Source organism: Rhodanobacter sp. DHB23 (assembly GCF_014842975.1).
Lineage (GTDB): Bacteria > Pseudomonadota > Gammaproteobacteria > Xanthomonadales > Rhodanobacteraceae > Rhodanobacter_A.
This window is the reverse complement of sequence record NZ_JACYXK010000021.1, coordinates 14,880-29,847: the sequence shown is the minus strand read 5'-3', so window position 1 is coordinate 29,847 and position 14,968 is coordinate 14,880. Positions and strand designations below refer to the sequence as shown.

Below are 14,968 nucleotides of genomic sequence, written 5' to 3'. Positions count from 1 at the left end.
AGGAGGCCATGAGCCGACATTTGCCGCGCGCCGCGGAGCTGGGCCTGATCGGCTGCCATGTCTGCGGCCAGGTATGCCGCGCCGTGGACGCGGACGGCGACATCCAGGCTTGCCCGCGCTGCGGCTCGACCCTGCACCGGCGCAAGCCGGCGGCGTACACGCGCACCTGGGCGCTGCTGATCGCCGGGTTCCTGATGTACATCCCCGCCAACGTGCTGCCGATCATGCGCACGGCGAGCCTGGGCGACATCGACGACAACACCATCCTCAGCGGCGTGGTGGAGCTGTGGGTGAAGGGCTCGCCGGGGCTGGCGGTGATCGTGTTCTGCGCCAGCATCATGGTGCCAATGCTGAAGTTCCTGGCGCTGGGCACGCTGCTGATCAGCTGCCGCAGCGGCAGCAACTGGGCGCGGCGCCAGCGCGCGAAGCTGTACCGGCTGGTGGAACTGGTCGGCTACTGGTCGATGCTGGACGTGTTCGTGGTGGCGCTGCTCACCGCGCTGGTACGCTTCGGCTACTTCAGCCTGGTGGAGCCGCTGCCCGGCGTGGTGTTCTTCGGCCTCACCGTGGTGCTGACCATGTTCGCCTCGATGTGCTTCGATCCCCGGCTGATCTGGGACGGCAAGGAAGATTCCGATGACTGACGAGAAACCCGGCGCACCGCTGCCGGCCGGTGGCGACGCCTTGCCGCGCCCGGTGTTGCGCAAGCGGCGCACCAACGCCTCGCTGATCTGGCTGGTGCCGATCCTGGCCGCGGTCGTGGGCCTGTCGCTGGTGGTGAGCGCGTGGCTGCAGGCCGGGCCGGAGATCACCATCAGCTTCCAGACCGCGCAGGGCCTGGCCGACGGCAAGACGCCGGTGAAGTACAAGGACGTGGTGATCGGCAAGGTGACCAGGATCCGCCTCAGTGGCGACCGCAGCCACGTGCTGGTGAAGGTGGCGCTGGAAAAGAGCGCGAAGTCGTTCGCCACCCAGGGCACCCGCTTCTGGGTGGTGCGCCCGCGCATCGGGCTGGGCGGCGTCTCCGGCGTCGACACGTTGTTCTCCGGTGCCTACATCGGCGCCGACACCGGCAACTCGGAGGCACCGCAGGACGAGTTCAAGGGCCTGGAAACCCCGCCCGCGGTGACCCACGGCGAGCCGGGCAGGAGCTTCGTGCTGCATGCCGACGACCTTGGCTCGCTGGACATCGGCTCGCCGGTCTACTACCGCCGCATGCAGGTGGGGCGCGTGGTGTCCTACCAGCTGGACAAGGACGGCAAGGGCGTGACCTTCGCGGTGTTCATCGACAGCCCGAACGATCGCTACGTGGACAGTTCCACACGCTTCTGGAACGCCAGCGGCGTGGACGTGTCGCTGGGCGCGGACGGCCTCAAGCTCAACACGCAGTCGCTGGCCACCGTGCTGGCCGGCGGCGTGGCCTTCCAGGACCCCACCGGGCCGCACGACAGCGCGCCCGCGGCCGACGGCGCCGGTTTCCAGCTGTTCGCCGACCAGGCCTCCGCGATGGCGCCGCCGGACGGCGAGCCGCACTACATCCGCATGCGCTTCGACCAGTCGTTGCGCGGGCTGGCGGTGGGCGCGCCGGTGGAATTCCTCGGGATGAACTTCGGCAAGGTGGTGTCGATCCGCATGGACTACGACGAGAAGGCCCACCGCTTCCCGTTCATCGTCGGCGCCGTGATCTACCCCGAGCGGCTGGGCCAGGCGCACGACAAGCTGGTGGCGCTGGCCAGGCAGCGCGGCGACAACGCCGACATCTCGCACATGGTCGGCACCCTGGTCGGCCACGGCCTGCGCGCGCAGGCGCGCACCGGCAACCTGCTCACCGGCCAGCTCTACATCGCGATGGACTTCCTGCCGAATGCGCCGAAGGCCAGCTACGACCCCGATGCGCGGCCGCTGGAAATCCCCACCGCGCCCGGCAGCTTCGACAAGCTGCAGGAGCAGATGGCCGACATCGTGGGCAAGCTGGACAAGATCCCGTTCGACCAGATCGGCAACCACCTCAACGACTCGCTGGCCAGCCTCGACGCCACCCTCAAGCAGGTGAACGGCCAGACCCTGCCGTCGCTCAACGACACCCTGCACGACGCGCGCAGGACGCTGGGCGCGGCGAACGACGCGTTCTCCGCCGATTCGCCGCTGCAGCAGAACCTGGGCAGCACGATGCAGGAGCTGCAGCGCACGATGCGCTCGCTGCGCGTGCTCACCGACTACCTCGGCGTGCATCCCGAAGCGCTGCTGCGCGGCCGCCAGGCCGATCCCGCGCCGGCCGCGCCGAAGCCGCCGGCCGCCCAACCGAACAGGAGCCAGCCATGAGCCTGCGCCATTGGACACTCGCCGGCGCGCTCGCGCTGGGCCTTGCCGGCTGTGCCTCCGCGCCGATGCACTACTACACGTTGACGACGCAGGGCGGCCCCGCCGTGCGCATCGCGCCCGCGCCGTATCCGTTCGAACTGGCGCCGGTGGGCGTGCCCGCCCAGGTCGACGTGCCGCAGTTGGTGGTGCGCACGGGCGGGCAGGGCATGCAGCCACTTGATGGCCAGCGCTGGATCGCCCCGCTGGGCGACGAGATCCGCGGCGCGCTGTCCGCCGACCTGGCCGGTCTGCTGGGCGTGGCGGATGTGGGCGGCCTGCCAGGCAACGGCCAGCCGCGCCTGCGCATCACGCTGGACGTGCGCCGCTTCGAATCGGTGCCTGGCGACCATGCCCTGGTCGAGGCGGCCTGGAGCCTGCGCCTTGCCGGTACTTCCGGCGGGCAGGAGGCGTTTTCCTGCGTCAGCATGGCCAGCGAGCGGGTCGGCGCCGGCTATGACGCGCTGGTGGGCGGCCACCAGCGGGCGCTGGCCGCGCTGGCCCGCGACATCGCCGGTGCGGCACGGGCCTACGAGGCCGGCAACCGGCCAACCTGTCCCGCCGATTGAGGCCGCCGCCGGCGGGAAACGGCGGTCATTCTGCTAATCTGATCCGTTCTCCCGGCAGCCCGCTCCAGACCCAATGCAAGACGCCCAAGAAGCCAGCAAGAACGACATCGACTACCAGCCGCAGGCGGTGGAATCCGCCGCCCAGCAGTACTGGAGCGCGCAGCGCGCGTTCGAGGTGAAGGAAGACCCGGGCAAGCCGAAGTTCTACTGCCTCTCGATGCTGCCGTACCCCAGCGGTGCGCTGCACATGGGCCACGTGCGCAACTACACCATCGGCGACGTGATCAGCCGCTTCCAGCGCATGCAGGGCAGGAACGTGCTGCAACCGATGGGCTGGGACGCCTTCGGCCTGCCCGCCGAGAACGCCGCGATCAAGAACAAGACCGCGCCGGCTAAGTGGACCTACGCCAACATCGAACACATGCGCAGCCAGCTCCAGTCGCTGGGCTACGCGATCGACTGGAGCCGCGAGTTCGCCACCTGCCGCCCCGACTACTACCGCTGGGAACAGTTGATGTTCACCCGGCTGATGAAGAAGGGCATGGCCTACCGCAAGAACTCGGTGGTGAACTGGGATCCGGTGGACCAGACCGTGCTCGCCAACGAGCAGGTGGTGGACGGCCGCGGCTGGCGATCCGGCGCGGTGGTGGAGAAGCGCGAGATCCCGCAGTGGTTCCTGCGCATCACCGACTACGCGCAGGAACTGCTGGACGGCCTGGACACGCTGCCCGGCTGGCCCGACGCGGTGAAGACCATGCAGCGCAACTGGATCGGTCGCAGCGAGGGCCTGGAGATCCACTTCGCGGTGGAAGGCGAGAGCGAGCCGCTCACCGTGTTCACCACGCGCCCGGACACGCTGATGGGCGTCACCTTCGTCTCCATCGCCGGCGAGCATCCGCTGGCGTTGAAAGCCGCGCAGGACAACCCGCAGCTCGCCGCCTTCCTCGACGAGCTGAAGCACGGCGGCGTTTCCGAAGCCGAGCTGGAAACCCAGGAAAAGCGCGGCATGGCCACCGGCCTGTACGCGATCCACCCGGTCAGCGGCGACAAGGTGCCGGTGTGGGTCGCCAACTTCGTGCTGATGGGCTACGGCACCGGCGCGGTGATGGCGGTGCCCGGCCACGACGCGCGCGACTTCGAGTTCGCGCACAAGTACGGCCTGCCGATCAAGCAGGTGATCGCCGCGGGCGACGAGGCCTACGACCCGGCGAAGTGGCAGGAGTGGTACGGCGACAAGACCCGCGCAGACATGCGCGTGGTCCACTCCGGCGCGATGGACGGCAAGGATTACCGCGCCGCCTTCGACTACATCGCCGGCGTGCTCGAAGCCGAGGGCAAGGGCCAGCGTCGCGTCAACTGGCGCCTGCGCGACTGGGGTGTTTCGCGCCAGCGTTACTGGGGCTGCCCGATCCCCGTCATCTATTGCCCGAAGTGCGACGCGGTGCCGGTGCCGGAGGACCAGTTGCCGGTGGTGCTGCCCGAGGACGTGGCGTTCAGCGGCGTGCAGTCGCCGATCAAGGCCGACCCCGAGTGGCGCAAGTGCGCCTGCCCGCAGTGCGGCAGCCCGGCCGAGCGCGAGACCGACACCTTCGACACCTTCATGGAGTCGAGCTGGTACTACGCGCGCTACACCTCGCCGGGCGCGGACGCGCAGGTGGATGAACGCGCCAACTACTGGCTGCCGGTGGACCAGTACATCGGCGGCATCGAGCACGCCATCCTGCACCTGCTGTACTTCCGCTTCTACCACAAGCTCATGCGCGACGCGGGGCTGGTGAGCTCGGACGAGCCGGCGACCAACCTGCTGTGCCAGGGCATGGTGATCGCCGAGACGTTCTACCGCGACAACGCCGACGGTTCGAAGGACTGGATCAATCCCGCCGACGTGGAGATCCAGCGCGACGACAAGGCGCGCGTGGTCGGCGCGCTGCTCAAGGCCGACGGCCAGCCGGTGAAGATCGGCGGCACCGAGAAGATGTCGAAGTCCAAGAACAACGGCGTCGACCCGCAGGCGATGGTGGGCAAGTACGGCGCCGACACGGTGCGCCTGTTCTCCATGTTCGCGGCGCCGCCGGAGCAGTCGCTGGAGTGGAACGAGGCCGGCGTGGAAGGCATGGCGCGCTTCCTGCGCCGCTTCTGGCGCGAGGTCACCACGCACGCCGCGCAGCCCGATCACCCCCGTATCGGTGGCGTGGCCGCAGGCCACTCCGCTTCCCTTCCCCTGCAAGCAGGGGAAGGTGCCGGAGGCGGAAGGGGTGACGCCGAAGGCGTGGTCGACCCCGCGCAGCTCGATGCCGGGCAGAAGGCGCTGCGTCGCCAACTGCACGAGACCATCCAGAAGGTGGGCGACGACTTCGGCCGCCGCCATTCCTTCAACACCGCCATCGCCGCGCTGATGGAACTGCTCAACGCGGTGAACAAGTTCGCCGACATGGGCGAGCAGGGCCGCGCCGTGCGCCACGAGGCGCTGGAAACCATGGTGCTGCTGCTGAACCCGGTGGTGCCGCACGTCAGCCACCACCTGTGGCAGGTGCTCGGCCATGCCGAGGCCGTGCTGGAAGACCAGTCCTGGCCGGTCGTGGACGAAAGCGCCCTGGTGCGCGACAGTCTGACCCTCGCGGTGCAGGTCAACGGCAAGCTGCGCGGCACCATCGAGGTGCCCGCGAGCGCCGGCAAGGAGGAGACCGAGGCGCTGGCGCTGGCGCAGCCGCACGTGGCGGCCTTCCTCAAGGATCTCGCCGTGCGCAAGGTGATCGTGGTGCCCGGCAAGATCGTCAACATCGTCGCAGGATGAAACCCATGAACCGCATGCTCCGTGCCGTGCCGCTCGCCGCCGCAGCCCTCGCGCTCTCCGCCTGCGGCTTCCACCTGCGCCGCAGTGCCGCGCTGCCGCCGGCGATGAGCCGCGTGCACCTCACGGTCAACGGCAACGGCGACCTGCAGCGCAAGCTGAGCCGCGCGCTGGAGAACGCCCATGTCACGGTCGAGGACAACGGCGGTCCCGGCATCGCGGAGCTGCGCGTGCCGGTGGCGTCGTTCGGCACGCAGTCGCTGACCCAGGGCGGTTACGTGCGCATTACCGAATACGCGGTGCGCATGCACACCGAGTTCGACCTCGCCGGCGGCGACGGCACGACCCTGGTGCCGCACCAGAGGATCGACCTGCAGCACGAATACAGCTACGACTCCACCGACACCGTGGGCAACGCCGCGGAAGTGCAGCAGCTCCAGGCCAGCCTGGTCGACGACACGGTGCAGGCCATCATGTTCCGCCTCGAAGCCGCCGCCCGGCACCCGCAGGCCGCGCCGGCGTCCGGCAGCACCGGCAAGTCCTGATGCCGCTCGCCCCCGCGCAATGGCAGAAGGCGCTGGCCGGCGACCGGTTGGCGCCGGTCTACCTGCTGGCGGGCGAGGAACTGCTGGTGCTGGAAGCCGCCGACGCGCTGCGTGCGCAGGCGAAAAAGCTCGGCTACGCCGAGCGCGAGGTACTTGAAGCCGGCCAGCATTTCGACTGGGACGATCTCGCCCGTGCCGCCGCCGGCATGTCGCTGTTTGCCACGCGCCGCCTGCTCGACCTGCGCCTGCCCACCGGACGCCCCGGCGTGGACGGCGCCAGGGCGATCACCGAGTTCTGCGCCGACCCGCCGCCCGACGTCACCCTGCTGATCACCGCGATGGAGTGGAGCAGCAAGCACGACGGCGCCTGGAGCAAGAAGCTCGACGCCGCCGGCACCATGGTGGTGTTCAACGCCCCGCGGCCCAACGAATGGGCGGCCTGGATCGGCGCGCGGCTCGCTTCGCGCGGCCTCTCCGCCACGCCCGACGCCGCGGCGCTGCTGGCCGAGCGCGTCGAAGGCAACCTGCTCGCCGCCGCGCAGGAAGTGGACAAGCTCGCCGTGCTGCGTGCTGGCGACAGCAGCCGCATCGATGCCGATGCGATGGAAAGCCTGGTCGCCGACAGCGCCCGCTACGACGTGTTCAAGCTCACCGATGCCGCGCTGGCGGGCGAAGGCGCGCGCGCGCTGCGCATCCTCGCCGGCCTGCGTGCCGAGGGCGACGAGTTGATCGCCATGATGGGCTGGCTGGTGAACCAACTGCAGTTGGCCCTGCGCCTCGCCAACGCGCCGGACCTCGCCGCGCAGGCGCGCGCCGAGCGCCTGTGGCCGGCGCGCGAGCAACTGTTCCGCAAGGCGCTGCGCCGCGCGCCGCGCGAACACTGGCTGGCCTGCCTCGCCCGCGCTTCGCGCATCGACCGCATCGCCAAGGGGCGTGAGCAGGGCGAGCCTTGGCGCGAGGCCGAGCGCCTGATCGCGGCGATGGCCGAGCCGCGGATGGCGCGGACGCTGGCATGACTCGCGTCCTGCCCGCTTTACCCCCACTCCCCGCCGGGGAGTGGGTCGGGGTGAAGAGCCGGTACTCGCGACAACCTCTCGTCTCCCCTCTCCCGCCTGCGGGAGAGGGGCCGGGGGAGAGGGGCCTTTGCTTCTGCTCTTTCGCAAGCAACAGACCGCTTGCAGGCACCGGGGCATGGCCATGAGCTCGCGCCCACTCGCCATCTTCGGCGGCACCTTCGACCCCATCCACATCGGCCATCTTTCCGTGGCGTGGGAAGCGGCGGAGCTGCTGGATGCGGAAGTGCGGCTGATGCCGGCGAACGTGCCGCCGCACCGGCCCGCACCGCTGGCCTCGGCGGCCGAGCGCGTGGCGATGCTGCGCGTGGCGCTGGCGGGGCAGTCGCGGCTGGCGCTGGATGCACGCGAACTGGGTCGCGAGGGGCCTTCGTACACCATCGACACCTTGCGCGAACTGCGCGATGAGCAGGGCGAACGGCCGCTGGTGCTGTTGCTGGGCGCCGATGCCTTCGCGGGTTTGCCGGGCTGGCATCGCTGGCGCGAGCTGTTCGATTGCGCCCACATCGGCGTGCTGAGCCGGCCCGGCGTGGACGCCGTGCTTCCCGAGGCGCTGGCGAGGGAAGCCGCCTCCAGACGCGTCGATGACGTGGCGGCGCTGCGCACGGCGTCCTGCGGCAAGTTGATCGAACTCGCGGTGACGCCGCTCGAAGTCTCCGCCACCCGCATCCGCGAGCTGCTCGCCGAGGGGCGCGATCCGCGCTACCTGTTGCCGGGCGGGTTGTTCGATGACCCGGCGTTGTTGCAGCCTTACCGGCGTTGAAGCGTTGTCGCCGAGTACGCGGTGAAAGACAGGTTGCGTGGTTTTTGCCGTAACCGCATGGTCAGGAATCATCTTGCGTGACAAGCGGCAGCTTTCGTCGGGAAATTGGCTGCACACCAACTCCGCCAACGATCCGTATCGATCTGTCGCTCGCTCGGCGACGCGCCGTTGTACACGGCGATGAAGCTCTGGCCAGTGATTTGATTGAGGATGGCGGCGAGCGCGTCGTGAACAGTCTCCGGGGAATAGTGGCGCATGCCTTCGAAGGCATCTGGCGAAGTATTCGCCAGGCTGATGTCGCGCTCGGGCAAGGGCCGCATGTCGTCCAGGTGGCCGATCATGTAGGGCACTCCGGGCGACCCCAATGTCTCCAGTGCGGCGAATGCCGTTTGTTCCGTGTTTTTCTCGGTGGTCTGGTCGACCAGGCCTGAAACTTGGGACGCCAGGTCATCCTGGTGGCCAGGCGAAGTTGCGCAGGCCGCCACAAGGAATGGCAATACAAGCAGGATCTGTTTCATGCAGGTTTGCGCCGGGGCCGAATGCATGGGGCCATGCGGCCATCGTCAGGTTGCGTCAGAGTGGCGTCAAGCCACGTACGCTCACCCTGTCCGCGCCACGAACCGCAGCGCCACCGAGTTCATGCAATAGCGCAGCCCCGTCGGCTGCGGCCCGTCGTCGAACACGTGGCCGAGGTGGCTGTCGCAGCCGGCGCAGCTGATCGCGATGCGCTCCATGCCGAAGCTGTCGTCGCGGGTTTCGACCACGTTGCGTTTCGCGATGGGGCGCCAGAAGCTGGGCCAGCCGGTGCCGGAGTCGAATTCGGTGGCGGCGTCGTAGAGTGCGGTGGCGCAGGCGACGCAGCGGAAGAGGCCGGGTTGCGCGGGGCGTTCGTGCGGGCCGCTGAAGGCGCGTTCGGTGCCGGCGCGGCGCATCACTTCGAAAGCCAGCGGTGACAGGCGGGAGCGCCATTGCGCGTCTGTGAGCACCAGCCGCTGGACGTGGCAGGCGCCGAGATCGTGGCCGTCGTCGGCGTAGCACTCCAGCAGCACGTCGCCGGGTGCGCTGTGGACCAGCGCCGGCAGGCCGTCTTCGGCACCGGCGGCGAGCAGGCGGGGTAGCGCAATGCTGCCGCCGACCGCGAGCAGGGCGCCGCCGCTCAACGCGGCGCGCAGGAAACGGCGGCGATCCATCGCGAGGGATTCATCGATGCGGGACATGGCAGCCTCCGATGACGTGAATGCGAATGGAAGATCCCGGTAGGAGCACCTTGTGCGCGATGGCTCTTGCTTCGATCAAGCGCCAGGGCATTCGCGCACAGGGTGCGCTCCCATCGGGCGTGTTCAGCCGAACGTGAATGCGTAAGCGTGCACGCCGGCGTCGAGGAAGGTGATGGTGAACGTGCGTTCGCCGTTGCCGTGGGCCTGGCGCACCAGCTGGTACAGGCGCTGCGCGGTGACGGTGCCGTTGCCGTCGGCATCAGTGTCCATGCCGTGGTCGGCGCCGGGGGCGTGGCCATCGAGCGTGATGCGGAAGCGCACCGGCTTGCCATCACTGCCCGGGCCGAGCACCAGGTGCAGGTCGCGGCCACGGAAGCGGTAGCTGACGGAGCCGCCGGCCATGTCCAGTGCAGCGCTCTGTGGCTGCACGATCCAGCGGCCGGCGAGCGCCCACTGGTTGGAAGCGAGTTGCGCGGGCGCGTGGTAGTCGAAGGCTTCGTCGTGCGCAACCTGGCCGCTGGCGAAGTTTTCGGCACGCGCATAACCCACGTAGGTTTCCGACGAGCGGTCGTCGTCGTTGGAGATGGCTGCCTGCGCACCCTTCGCATCGGGTTGCACGTAGCCGCCGGGCAGGTTGGCGTTGCCGGCTTCGGTCAGCAGCTTGCGGATCACGTCCTCGTCTTCGGCGTAGCCGCCTTCGCCGAAGCTGTGGTGGCGGATGCGGCCCTGCGTGTCGATGAAGTATTCCGCCGGCCAGTATTCGTTGTTGAAGCCCTGCCAGATCGCGTAATCGGAATCCAGCGCCACCGGGTAGCGCACGCCCAGCCGCTGCACGGCGGCCTGCACGTTGGCCGGGTCCTTCTCGAAGGCGAACTCGGGCGAGTGCACGCCGATCACCACCAGGCCGTGGTCCTTGTACTTGTCGTACCAGGCTTCGACATAGGGCAACGAACGCAGGCAGTTGATGCAGGAGTAGGTCCAGAAATCCACCAGCACCACCTTGCCGTGCAGCGATACCGGCGTGAGCGGCCCGCTGTTGATCCAGCCGGTGGCGCCGGCCAGCGGAGGCAGCGTGCCTTCCACCGGCAATGCCTCGCCGGGCTTTGGTGCGGGCGATGCCACCGCGGCGGGCATCGGGCGCACGGCGTCGATCAGCTTCTGCTCGATGCGATTGGTGCCGGCCAGCGAGACGCGGGTGAGCAGGCCGGTGTCCGCGCCCATCGCGATGGCGCCCACGCCCACCAGCACCAGCACGCCCAGCACGCGGCGCACCCACTGGCCCGTACCCAGCGAACGCTTCATCACCGCGAACACCTGTCCGCCCACGGCCAGGGCCAGCGCCAGCGAAGTCGCCGCGCCCAGCGCGTAGGTGAGCAGCAGCAGGGTGGTGGTGACGCTGGCGCCCTTGAGCGCGGCACCGGTCAGCAGCAGGCCGAGGATCGGCCCCGCGCACGGTGCCCACAGCAGACCGGTGGCGATGCCCAGGCCCACCGCGCCCCAGATCGATTCGCCATCGCCGTCCGTGCGCTGGCTGAGCTTGTTGCCCAGCGCCACGAACGGCCGCGTCAGCCACTCGGCGACATGGCTGGACAGCAGGGTGAGGCCGAGCAGGGCCAGCACTACCAGTGCCACGGCGCGGCCGTACTGGTTCGCGTGCACCGCCCAGCCACCGCCCACTGCCGCCAGCGTGGCGACCAGTGCGAAGGTAGCCGCCATGCCGACCAGCATCGGCAGGCCGCTCTTCAGGAACGGGCGGTCGGCGCGCGCGAACACGAAGGGCAGCACCGGCAGGATGCAGGGGCTGAGGATGGTCAGCACGCCGCCAAGGTAGGCAAGGATCAGCAGAAGCATGATGGTGGTCCGGTGTGGGTGTGTGCCGGTGATTCGCTGCCGCCGGGCCGGCGGTTACATCACCCGATACGGGTAACCGCGGCGATGGATGCGGCGAATCGCCGGATGGAACCGCAGCATGGGACAAATCGCTCTTGACCGCCGATGGCAGCTTGGTATGGGATGGCGGCTTCGCCCCGCCAACGGATTGCCGCGTTTCCGTGTCCGCCGAGCCCGCCAGCGCCAACGAACAGGCCGAACGCCGGCGCGCCGCGTGGATGGCCGCCGCGCAGGCGGGCGACCGGCGTGCCTACGAGCGCGTGCTGGCCGATTCGGTGGCGCTGGTCCGCGCGGTGGCGCGCCGTCATGGCGTGGGTGCGGACGCGCTGGACGACGTGGTTCAGGAAACCCTGCTCACGGTACACCGCGTACGCCACACCTACGATCCCGCGCGCTCCTACGACGCCTGGCTGGGCGCGATCGCCGGCCGCCGCGCGATCGACACGCTGCGCAGCCAGGGCCGGCGCGGACGCCGCGAGCTGCACGACGAATTCGCGCTGGACAGCCATCCCGACCGCGACGACGCCAGTGACGATGCCGAGCGCCGCCAGCAGGCGCGCCGCCTGCGCGAAGCCATCGCGCAACTGCCGCCCGGCCAGCGCGAGGCGGTGGAACAGCTCGGCCTGCGCGAGCAGTCGCTGGCCGAAGCCGCCGCGCAGACCGGCCGCAATACCGGCGCGCTGAAAGTGAACCTGCACCGCGCCCTGAAGGCCTTGCGCGGCCGCCTGAATGGAGATCCCTGAGCACCATGTCCGAGCCACGCCACCAAGCCCTGATCGACGTGCTCGGTGCCGAGCTGGTGCCGGTGCGGCGCCTGCTGCCGCCGTGGCTGCGCACCGCGGGCTGGCTGGCGCTGGTCGCGGCGTTCGCGGTGCTGCTGTTCGCGCACTATGGCGATGCGCCCATGCTGCGCCGCTGGGCCGGCGCGCCGGATCTCGCCTGGGCCGCGCTCGGTGCGGTGCTGACCGCGGTCACGGCGGCCTGGGCCGCGTTCACGCTGGCCGTGCCGGGGCGCTCGCGCGCCTGGGCCTGGTTGCCGCTGCCGCCCGCGCTGTTGTGGATCGGTGCCAGCGGCCTGGGCTGCCTGCGCACCTGGCTGGCGCCGGGCACCAGCATCGCCACGTTGCACCAGTCCGCCGACTGCCTCGTCTTCATCATCGGCTTCTCGATCCCGCTGTCAGCCCTGCTGGTGTGGCTGTTGCGCCGCGCCTGCCCGCTGCGCCCGCTGCTGGCCGCGCTGCTGGTGGGCCTGGCCAGCGCCTCCGCCTCGGCCTGCCTGCTGGAGATCTGCCACGCCTACGATGCGGCCGCCACCGACCTGCTCACGCATGCGCTGGCGGTGGGCATCGTGGTCGCGGCGAATGCCGTGATGGGCGGACGGTTGCTGTCGCGGCAGTGAGAGCCTGTTCACGATCTCCAAGTGCCCCGCGTTGTCATCGAGTGGTCGTCAGGTGGTGGCGCGTGGCGCAGCGCCTGACTGGCTGTCAGGTCAAGCCGCGCGCTGCCGCATGGCGGCCACTCGATGGCAACCCATGGGGCCGGGTCTGTTTGCCCGCATGCCGGCGTCATCACTCAGTCGTGGACGGACGTCCGCTCCTTCGCTCTTCCTTGCCCTGCGCGCAAACAGCTCCCGGTGCGGGGCGCTTGGAGATCATGAACAGGCTCTGATGTAACCGTTCACGTATCCGTGGCGAAGGAGGGGGTGGAGGTGGCGCGGCCGCTTCCGTCCCTTTCCTCACTCAAGGATCCACCCATGAACACACGCACGCTTGCCGCCCTCGCGCTTTCCGTTGCCGTCGGCGCCTTCGCCATCGCGCCCGCCTTCGCGCAGGACGCCATGCCCGCCAGCTCAGGCACGGCGATGTCGCACGACGCGATGCAATCCAAGGATGCGATGAAGGGCTCCATGCACAAGGACGGCATGATGAAGAAGGACGCGATGAAGTCCGGCGCGATGAAATCCAAGGCGATGAAGTCCGACGACACGATGAAGAAGGACGACACGATGAAGAAGGACGACGCGATGAAGAAGGACGACGCGATGAAGATGAAGCCGGCTGCCGGCGACGCCATGAGCAGCGGCGGCTGATGCGCCGGCGGCATGGCGGGCCAGCCACCCGCCATGCCGGGTTTCACGCCGTGCGGGCGAAGCAGGCGGATAATCGCGCGACTCCTCGCAACGGATCCCGCGCATGGCCCCTCTCGCACAGCAGCTCGGCATCGAACACCCGCTGATCCAGGCGCCGATGGCCGGCGCGAGCACGCCGGCCTTGGCCGCGGCGGTCTCGGAGGCCGGCGGTCTGGGCTCGCTGGGCGTGGGCTATGCCGGGCCGCAGGTCATCCTCGACCAGGCCGCGCAGGTGCGCGCGCTCACCGGGCGCCCGTTCGCGTTGAACCTGTTCGTGCTGCCCGACGACTTCGTGCCGGACATGGCCGCCGTGGCGCGCGCCCGCGCGCGTCTGGACGCGCTGATGGAGCGCGAGGGACTCGACGTGCGCACCAGCCTGCCGACGCGCTGGGCGCCGCGCTTCTCCGAACAGTTCGCCGCGCTGTGCGAGGCGCGGCCCGTCGTGGCCAGCTTCGCGTTCGACCTGCCGACGCCGGCGCAGATGCAGGAACTCAAACGCCGCGACATCTATGTGATCGGCACCGCCACAACGGCGGCGGAGGCGTGTGCCTGGGCCGAGCGTGGCGCCGATGCGGTATGCGTGCAGGGCGCCGAGGCGGGCGGCCATCGCGGCGGTTTCCTGCAAGCGGGCGAGACGCCGCTGGTCGGCCTGTTCGCGCTGATCCCGCTGGCGGTGCGCGCCGTCGCGGAGTGCGGCCGCGACGTGCCGGTGATCGCCGCCGGCGGCATCATGGACGGCGCCGGCATGGTCGCCGCCGAAGTGCTGGGGGCGGCGGGCAGCCAGTTGGGCACGGCCTTCCTCGCCTGTCCCGAATCCATCGCGGCGGAAGCGTGGAAGCGCGACCTGGCGACGGCGGAAGACCATCGCATCGCCACCATCCGCAGCTTCTCCGGCCGCGCCGCGCGCGGCCTGCGCAACCGCTACGTGGAGGCGATGGAGGAAGCGGCCGGCGAACTGCCGGCCTATCCCGTGCTCAACGCGCTCACCGCACCCTTGCGGCGCGCGGCCGCGGCGACCGGCCGCGCCGACCTGCTTTCCGAATGGTGCGGCCAGGCGGCCTCCCTGGTACGCCCGCAACCCGCCACCGAACTGGTGGCGCGGCTGATGCACGAATACCGTCTGGCGCGGCGCACGCTGGCCCCGCATTGACGTCGGTGCGAGCGGCGGGCGTTATACTGCCGCCGCGCCGCACGGGCGCGTGATTCCGCATCGAGGCACCCCCTCTTGAGCACCAACCGCAAGACCAAGACCGACTCCACGGCCGAGCTGCGCAAGACCGTCATTGCTGCGCTGGAAGAACTGAAGGCCAAGGACGTCCGCGAGATCGACGTGCGCGGCAAGACCTCCATCGCCGACCTGCTGGTGATCGCCTCCGGTACCTCCGCGCGCCACGTCAAGTCCATCGCCGACGAAGTGGTGAAGTTCGCCAAGAAGGCCGGCGTGATGCCGCTGGGCGTGGAAGGCGAGCAGGAGGCCGAATGGGTGCTGGTGGACCTGGGCGACGTGATCGTCCACGTGATGCTGCCGCGCATCCGCGAGTTCTACGGCCTGGAGCGGCTGTGGACGGTGGGCGACCGCGAGCCGGATGCCGATGCGGCGAGCGTGGGGTGAATCTTCGCCTCCCTTCCACTCC

General features: G+C 69.7%; 15 protein-coding genes. 12 read left to right on the top strand and 3 right to left on the bottom strand.

The window, feature by feature from the left end:
- Positions 1-8 precede the first annotated feature (8 nt).
- From IHE47_RS03970 to nadD, 7 genes are all read left to right on the top strand, one after another.
- On the top strand, positions 9-644 hold the full coding sequence (locus tag IHE47_RS03970; RefSeq protein ID WP_192104491.1) for a paraquat-inducible protein A: 636 nt from the start codon (positions 9-11) through the stop codon (positions 642-644).
- Entirely contained in the window at positions 637-2,322 is a 1,686-nt protein-coding gene (locus IHE47_RS03965; RefSeq protein WP_192104489.1) for an MlaD family protein, read from the top strand. The genes IHE47_RS03970 and IHE47_RS03965 overlap by 8 nt, the downstream gene beginning before the upstream one ends.
- Positions 2,319-2,927, top strand: coding sequence for a PqiC family protein (locus IHE47_RS03960; RefSeq protein WP_192104487.1), 609 nt, complete (start codon positions 2,319-2,321; stop codon positions 2,925-2,927). Before IHE47_RS03965 ends, IHE47_RS03960 begins: the two co-directional genes overlap by 4 nt.
- A gap of 73 nt (positions 2,928-3,000) precedes the next feature.
- Entirely contained in the window at positions 3,001-5,721 is a 2,721-nt protein-coding gene (leuS, locus tag IHE47_RS03955) for a leucine--tRNA ligase (RefSeq protein WP_192104485.1), read from the top strand.
- Positions 5,722-5,726: 5 nt separating this feature from the next.
- Positions 5,727-6,263, top strand: coding sequence for an LPS assembly lipoprotein LptE (gene lptE, locus IHE47_RS03950; RefSeq protein ID WP_192104483.1), 537 nt, complete (start codon positions 5,727-5,729; stop codon positions 6,261-6,263).
- Complete coding sequence (gene holA / locus IHE47_RS03945) at positions 6,263-7,279, top strand: DNA polymerase III subunit delta (RefSeq protein WP_192104481.1); 1,017 nt, start codon at positions 6,263-6,265, stop codon at positions 7,277-7,279. The genes lptE and holA overlap by 1 nt, the downstream gene beginning before the upstream one ends.
- Before the next feature lie 181 nt (positions 7,280-7,460).
- Entirely contained in the window at positions 7,461-8,099 is a 639-nt protein-coding gene (nadD, locus tag IHE47_RS03940; RefSeq protein WP_192104479.1) for a nicotinate-nucleotide adenylyltransferase, read from the top strand.
- A gap of 68 nt (positions 8,100-8,167) precedes the next feature.
- Here nadD and IHE47_RS03935 read toward each other — a convergent pair whose 3' ends face one another.
- The 3 genes from IHE47_RS03935 to IHE47_RS03925 all read right to left on the bottom strand — a co-directional run bounded on the left by IHE47_RS03935 (position 8,168) and on the right by IHE47_RS03925 (position 11,167).
- Positions 8,168-8,617, bottom strand: coding sequence for a hypothetical protein (locus IHE47_RS03935; RefSeq protein ID WP_192104477.1), 450 nt, complete (start codon positions 8,615-8,617; stop codon positions 8,168-8,170).
- Between the two features lie 81 nt (positions 8,618-8,698).
- The gene (msrB, locus tag IHE47_RS03930) at positions 8,699-9,316 is read right to left on the bottom strand and encodes a peptide-methionine (R)-S-oxide reductase MsrB (protein WP_192104475.1); all 618 of its coding nucleotides are present in this window, start codon (positions 9,314-9,316) and stop codon (positions 8,699-8,701) included.
- Positions 9,317-9,439: 123 nt separating this feature from the next.
- The gene (locus tag IHE47_RS03925; protein ID WP_192104473.1) at positions 9,440-11,167 is read right to left on the bottom strand and encodes a cytochrome c biogenesis protein CcdA; all 1,728 of its coding nucleotides are present in this window, start codon (positions 11,165-11,167) and stop codon (positions 9,440-9,442) included.
- A gap of 257 nt (positions 11,168-11,424) precedes the next feature.
- Here IHE47_RS03925 and IHE47_RS03920 point away from each other — a divergent pair, with 257 nt between their 5' ends.
- The 5 genes from IHE47_RS03920 (at position 11,425) to rsfS (ending at position 14,946) form a co-directional block, all read left to right on the top strand.
- Entirely contained in the window at positions 11,425-11,949 is a 525-nt protein-coding gene (locus IHE47_RS03920) for a sigma-70 family RNA polymerase sigma factor (protein ID WP_192104719.1), read from the top strand.
- Positions 11,950-11,954: 5 nt separating this feature from the next.
- Positions 11,955-12,605: an NrsF family protein gene (locus tag IHE47_RS03915; protein WP_192104471.1), complete on the top strand. Its 651-nt coding sequence runs from the start codon at positions 11,955-11,957 to the stop codon at positions 12,603-12,605.
- A 354-nt stretch (positions 12,606-12,959) separates the two neighbouring features.
- Entirely contained in the window at positions 12,960-13,295 is a 336-nt protein-coding gene (locus IHE47_RS03910; RefSeq protein WP_192104469.1) for a pentapeptide MXKDX repeat protein, read from the top strand.
- A 103-nt stretch (positions 13,296-13,398) separates the two neighbouring features.
- Complete coding sequence (locus IHE47_RS03905; RefSeq protein WP_192104467.1) at positions 13,399-14,484, top strand: nitronate monooxygenase; 1,086 nt, start codon at positions 13,399-13,401, stop codon at positions 14,482-14,484.
- A gap of 75 nt (positions 14,485-14,559) precedes the next feature.
- A complete protein-coding gene (rsfS, locus tag IHE47_RS03900) occupies positions 14,560-14,946 on the top strand; it encodes a ribosome silencing factor (RefSeq protein ID WP_192104463.1) in 387 nt (128 codons plus the stop codon).
- Positions 14,947-14,968 lie beyond the last annotated feature (22 nt).

Bases quoted from the DNA above. Each gene is read 5' to 3' on its own strand.
- IHE47_RS03970 (WP_192104491.1), top strand. From the start codon at position 9: ATGAGCCGACATTTGCCGCGCGCCGCGGAGCTGGGCCTGATCGGCTGC.
- IHE47_RS03965 (WP_192104489.1), top strand. From the start codon at position 637: ATGACTGACGAGAAACCCGGCGCACCGCTGCCGGCCGGTGGCGACGCC.
- IHE47_RS03960 (WP_192104487.1), top strand. From the start codon at position 2,319: ATGAGCCTGCGCCATTGGACACTCGCCGGCGCGCTCGCGCTGGGCCTT.
- leuS (WP_192104485.1), top strand. From the start codon at position 3,001: ATGCAAGACGCCCAAGAAGCCAGCAAGAACGACATCGACTACCAGCCG.
- lptE (WP_192104483.1), top strand. From the start codon at position 5,727: ATGAACCGCATGCTCCGTGCCGTGCCGCTCGCCGCCGCAGCCCTCGCG.
- holA (WP_192104481.1), top strand. From the start codon at position 6,263: ATGCCGCTCGCCCCCGCGCAATGGCAGAAGGCGCTGGCCGGCGACCGG.
- nadD (WP_192104479.1), top strand. From the start codon at position 7,461: ATGAGCTCGCGCCCACTCGCCATCTTCGGCGGCACCTTCGACCCCATC.
- IHE47_RS03935 (WP_192104477.1), bottom strand. From the start codon at position 8,617: ATGAAACAGATCCTGCTTGTATTGCCATTCCTTGTGGCGGCCTGCGCA.
- msrB (WP_192104475.1), bottom strand. From the start codon at position 9,316: ATGTCCCGCATCGATGAATCCCTCGCGATGGATCGCCGCCGTTTCCTG.
- IHE47_RS03925 (WP_192104473.1), bottom strand. From the start codon at position 11,167: ATGCTTCTGCTGATCCTTGCCTACCTTGGCGGCGTGCTGACCATCCTC.
- IHE47_RS03920 (WP_192104719.1), top strand. From the start codon at position 11,425: ATGGCCGCCGCGCAGGCGGGCGACCGGCGTGCCTACGAGCGCGTGCTG.
- IHE47_RS03915 (WP_192104471.1), top strand. From the start codon at position 11,955: ATGTCCGAGCCACGCCACCAAGCCCTGATCGACGTGCTCGGTGCCGAG.
- IHE47_RS03910 (WP_192104469.1), top strand. From the start codon at position 12,960: ATGAACACACGCACGCTTGCCGCCCTCGCGCTTTCCGTTGCCGTCGGC.
- IHE47_RS03905 (WP_192104467.1), top strand. From the start codon at position 13,399: ATGGCCCCTCTCGCACAGCAGCTCGGCATCGAACACCCGCTGATCCAG.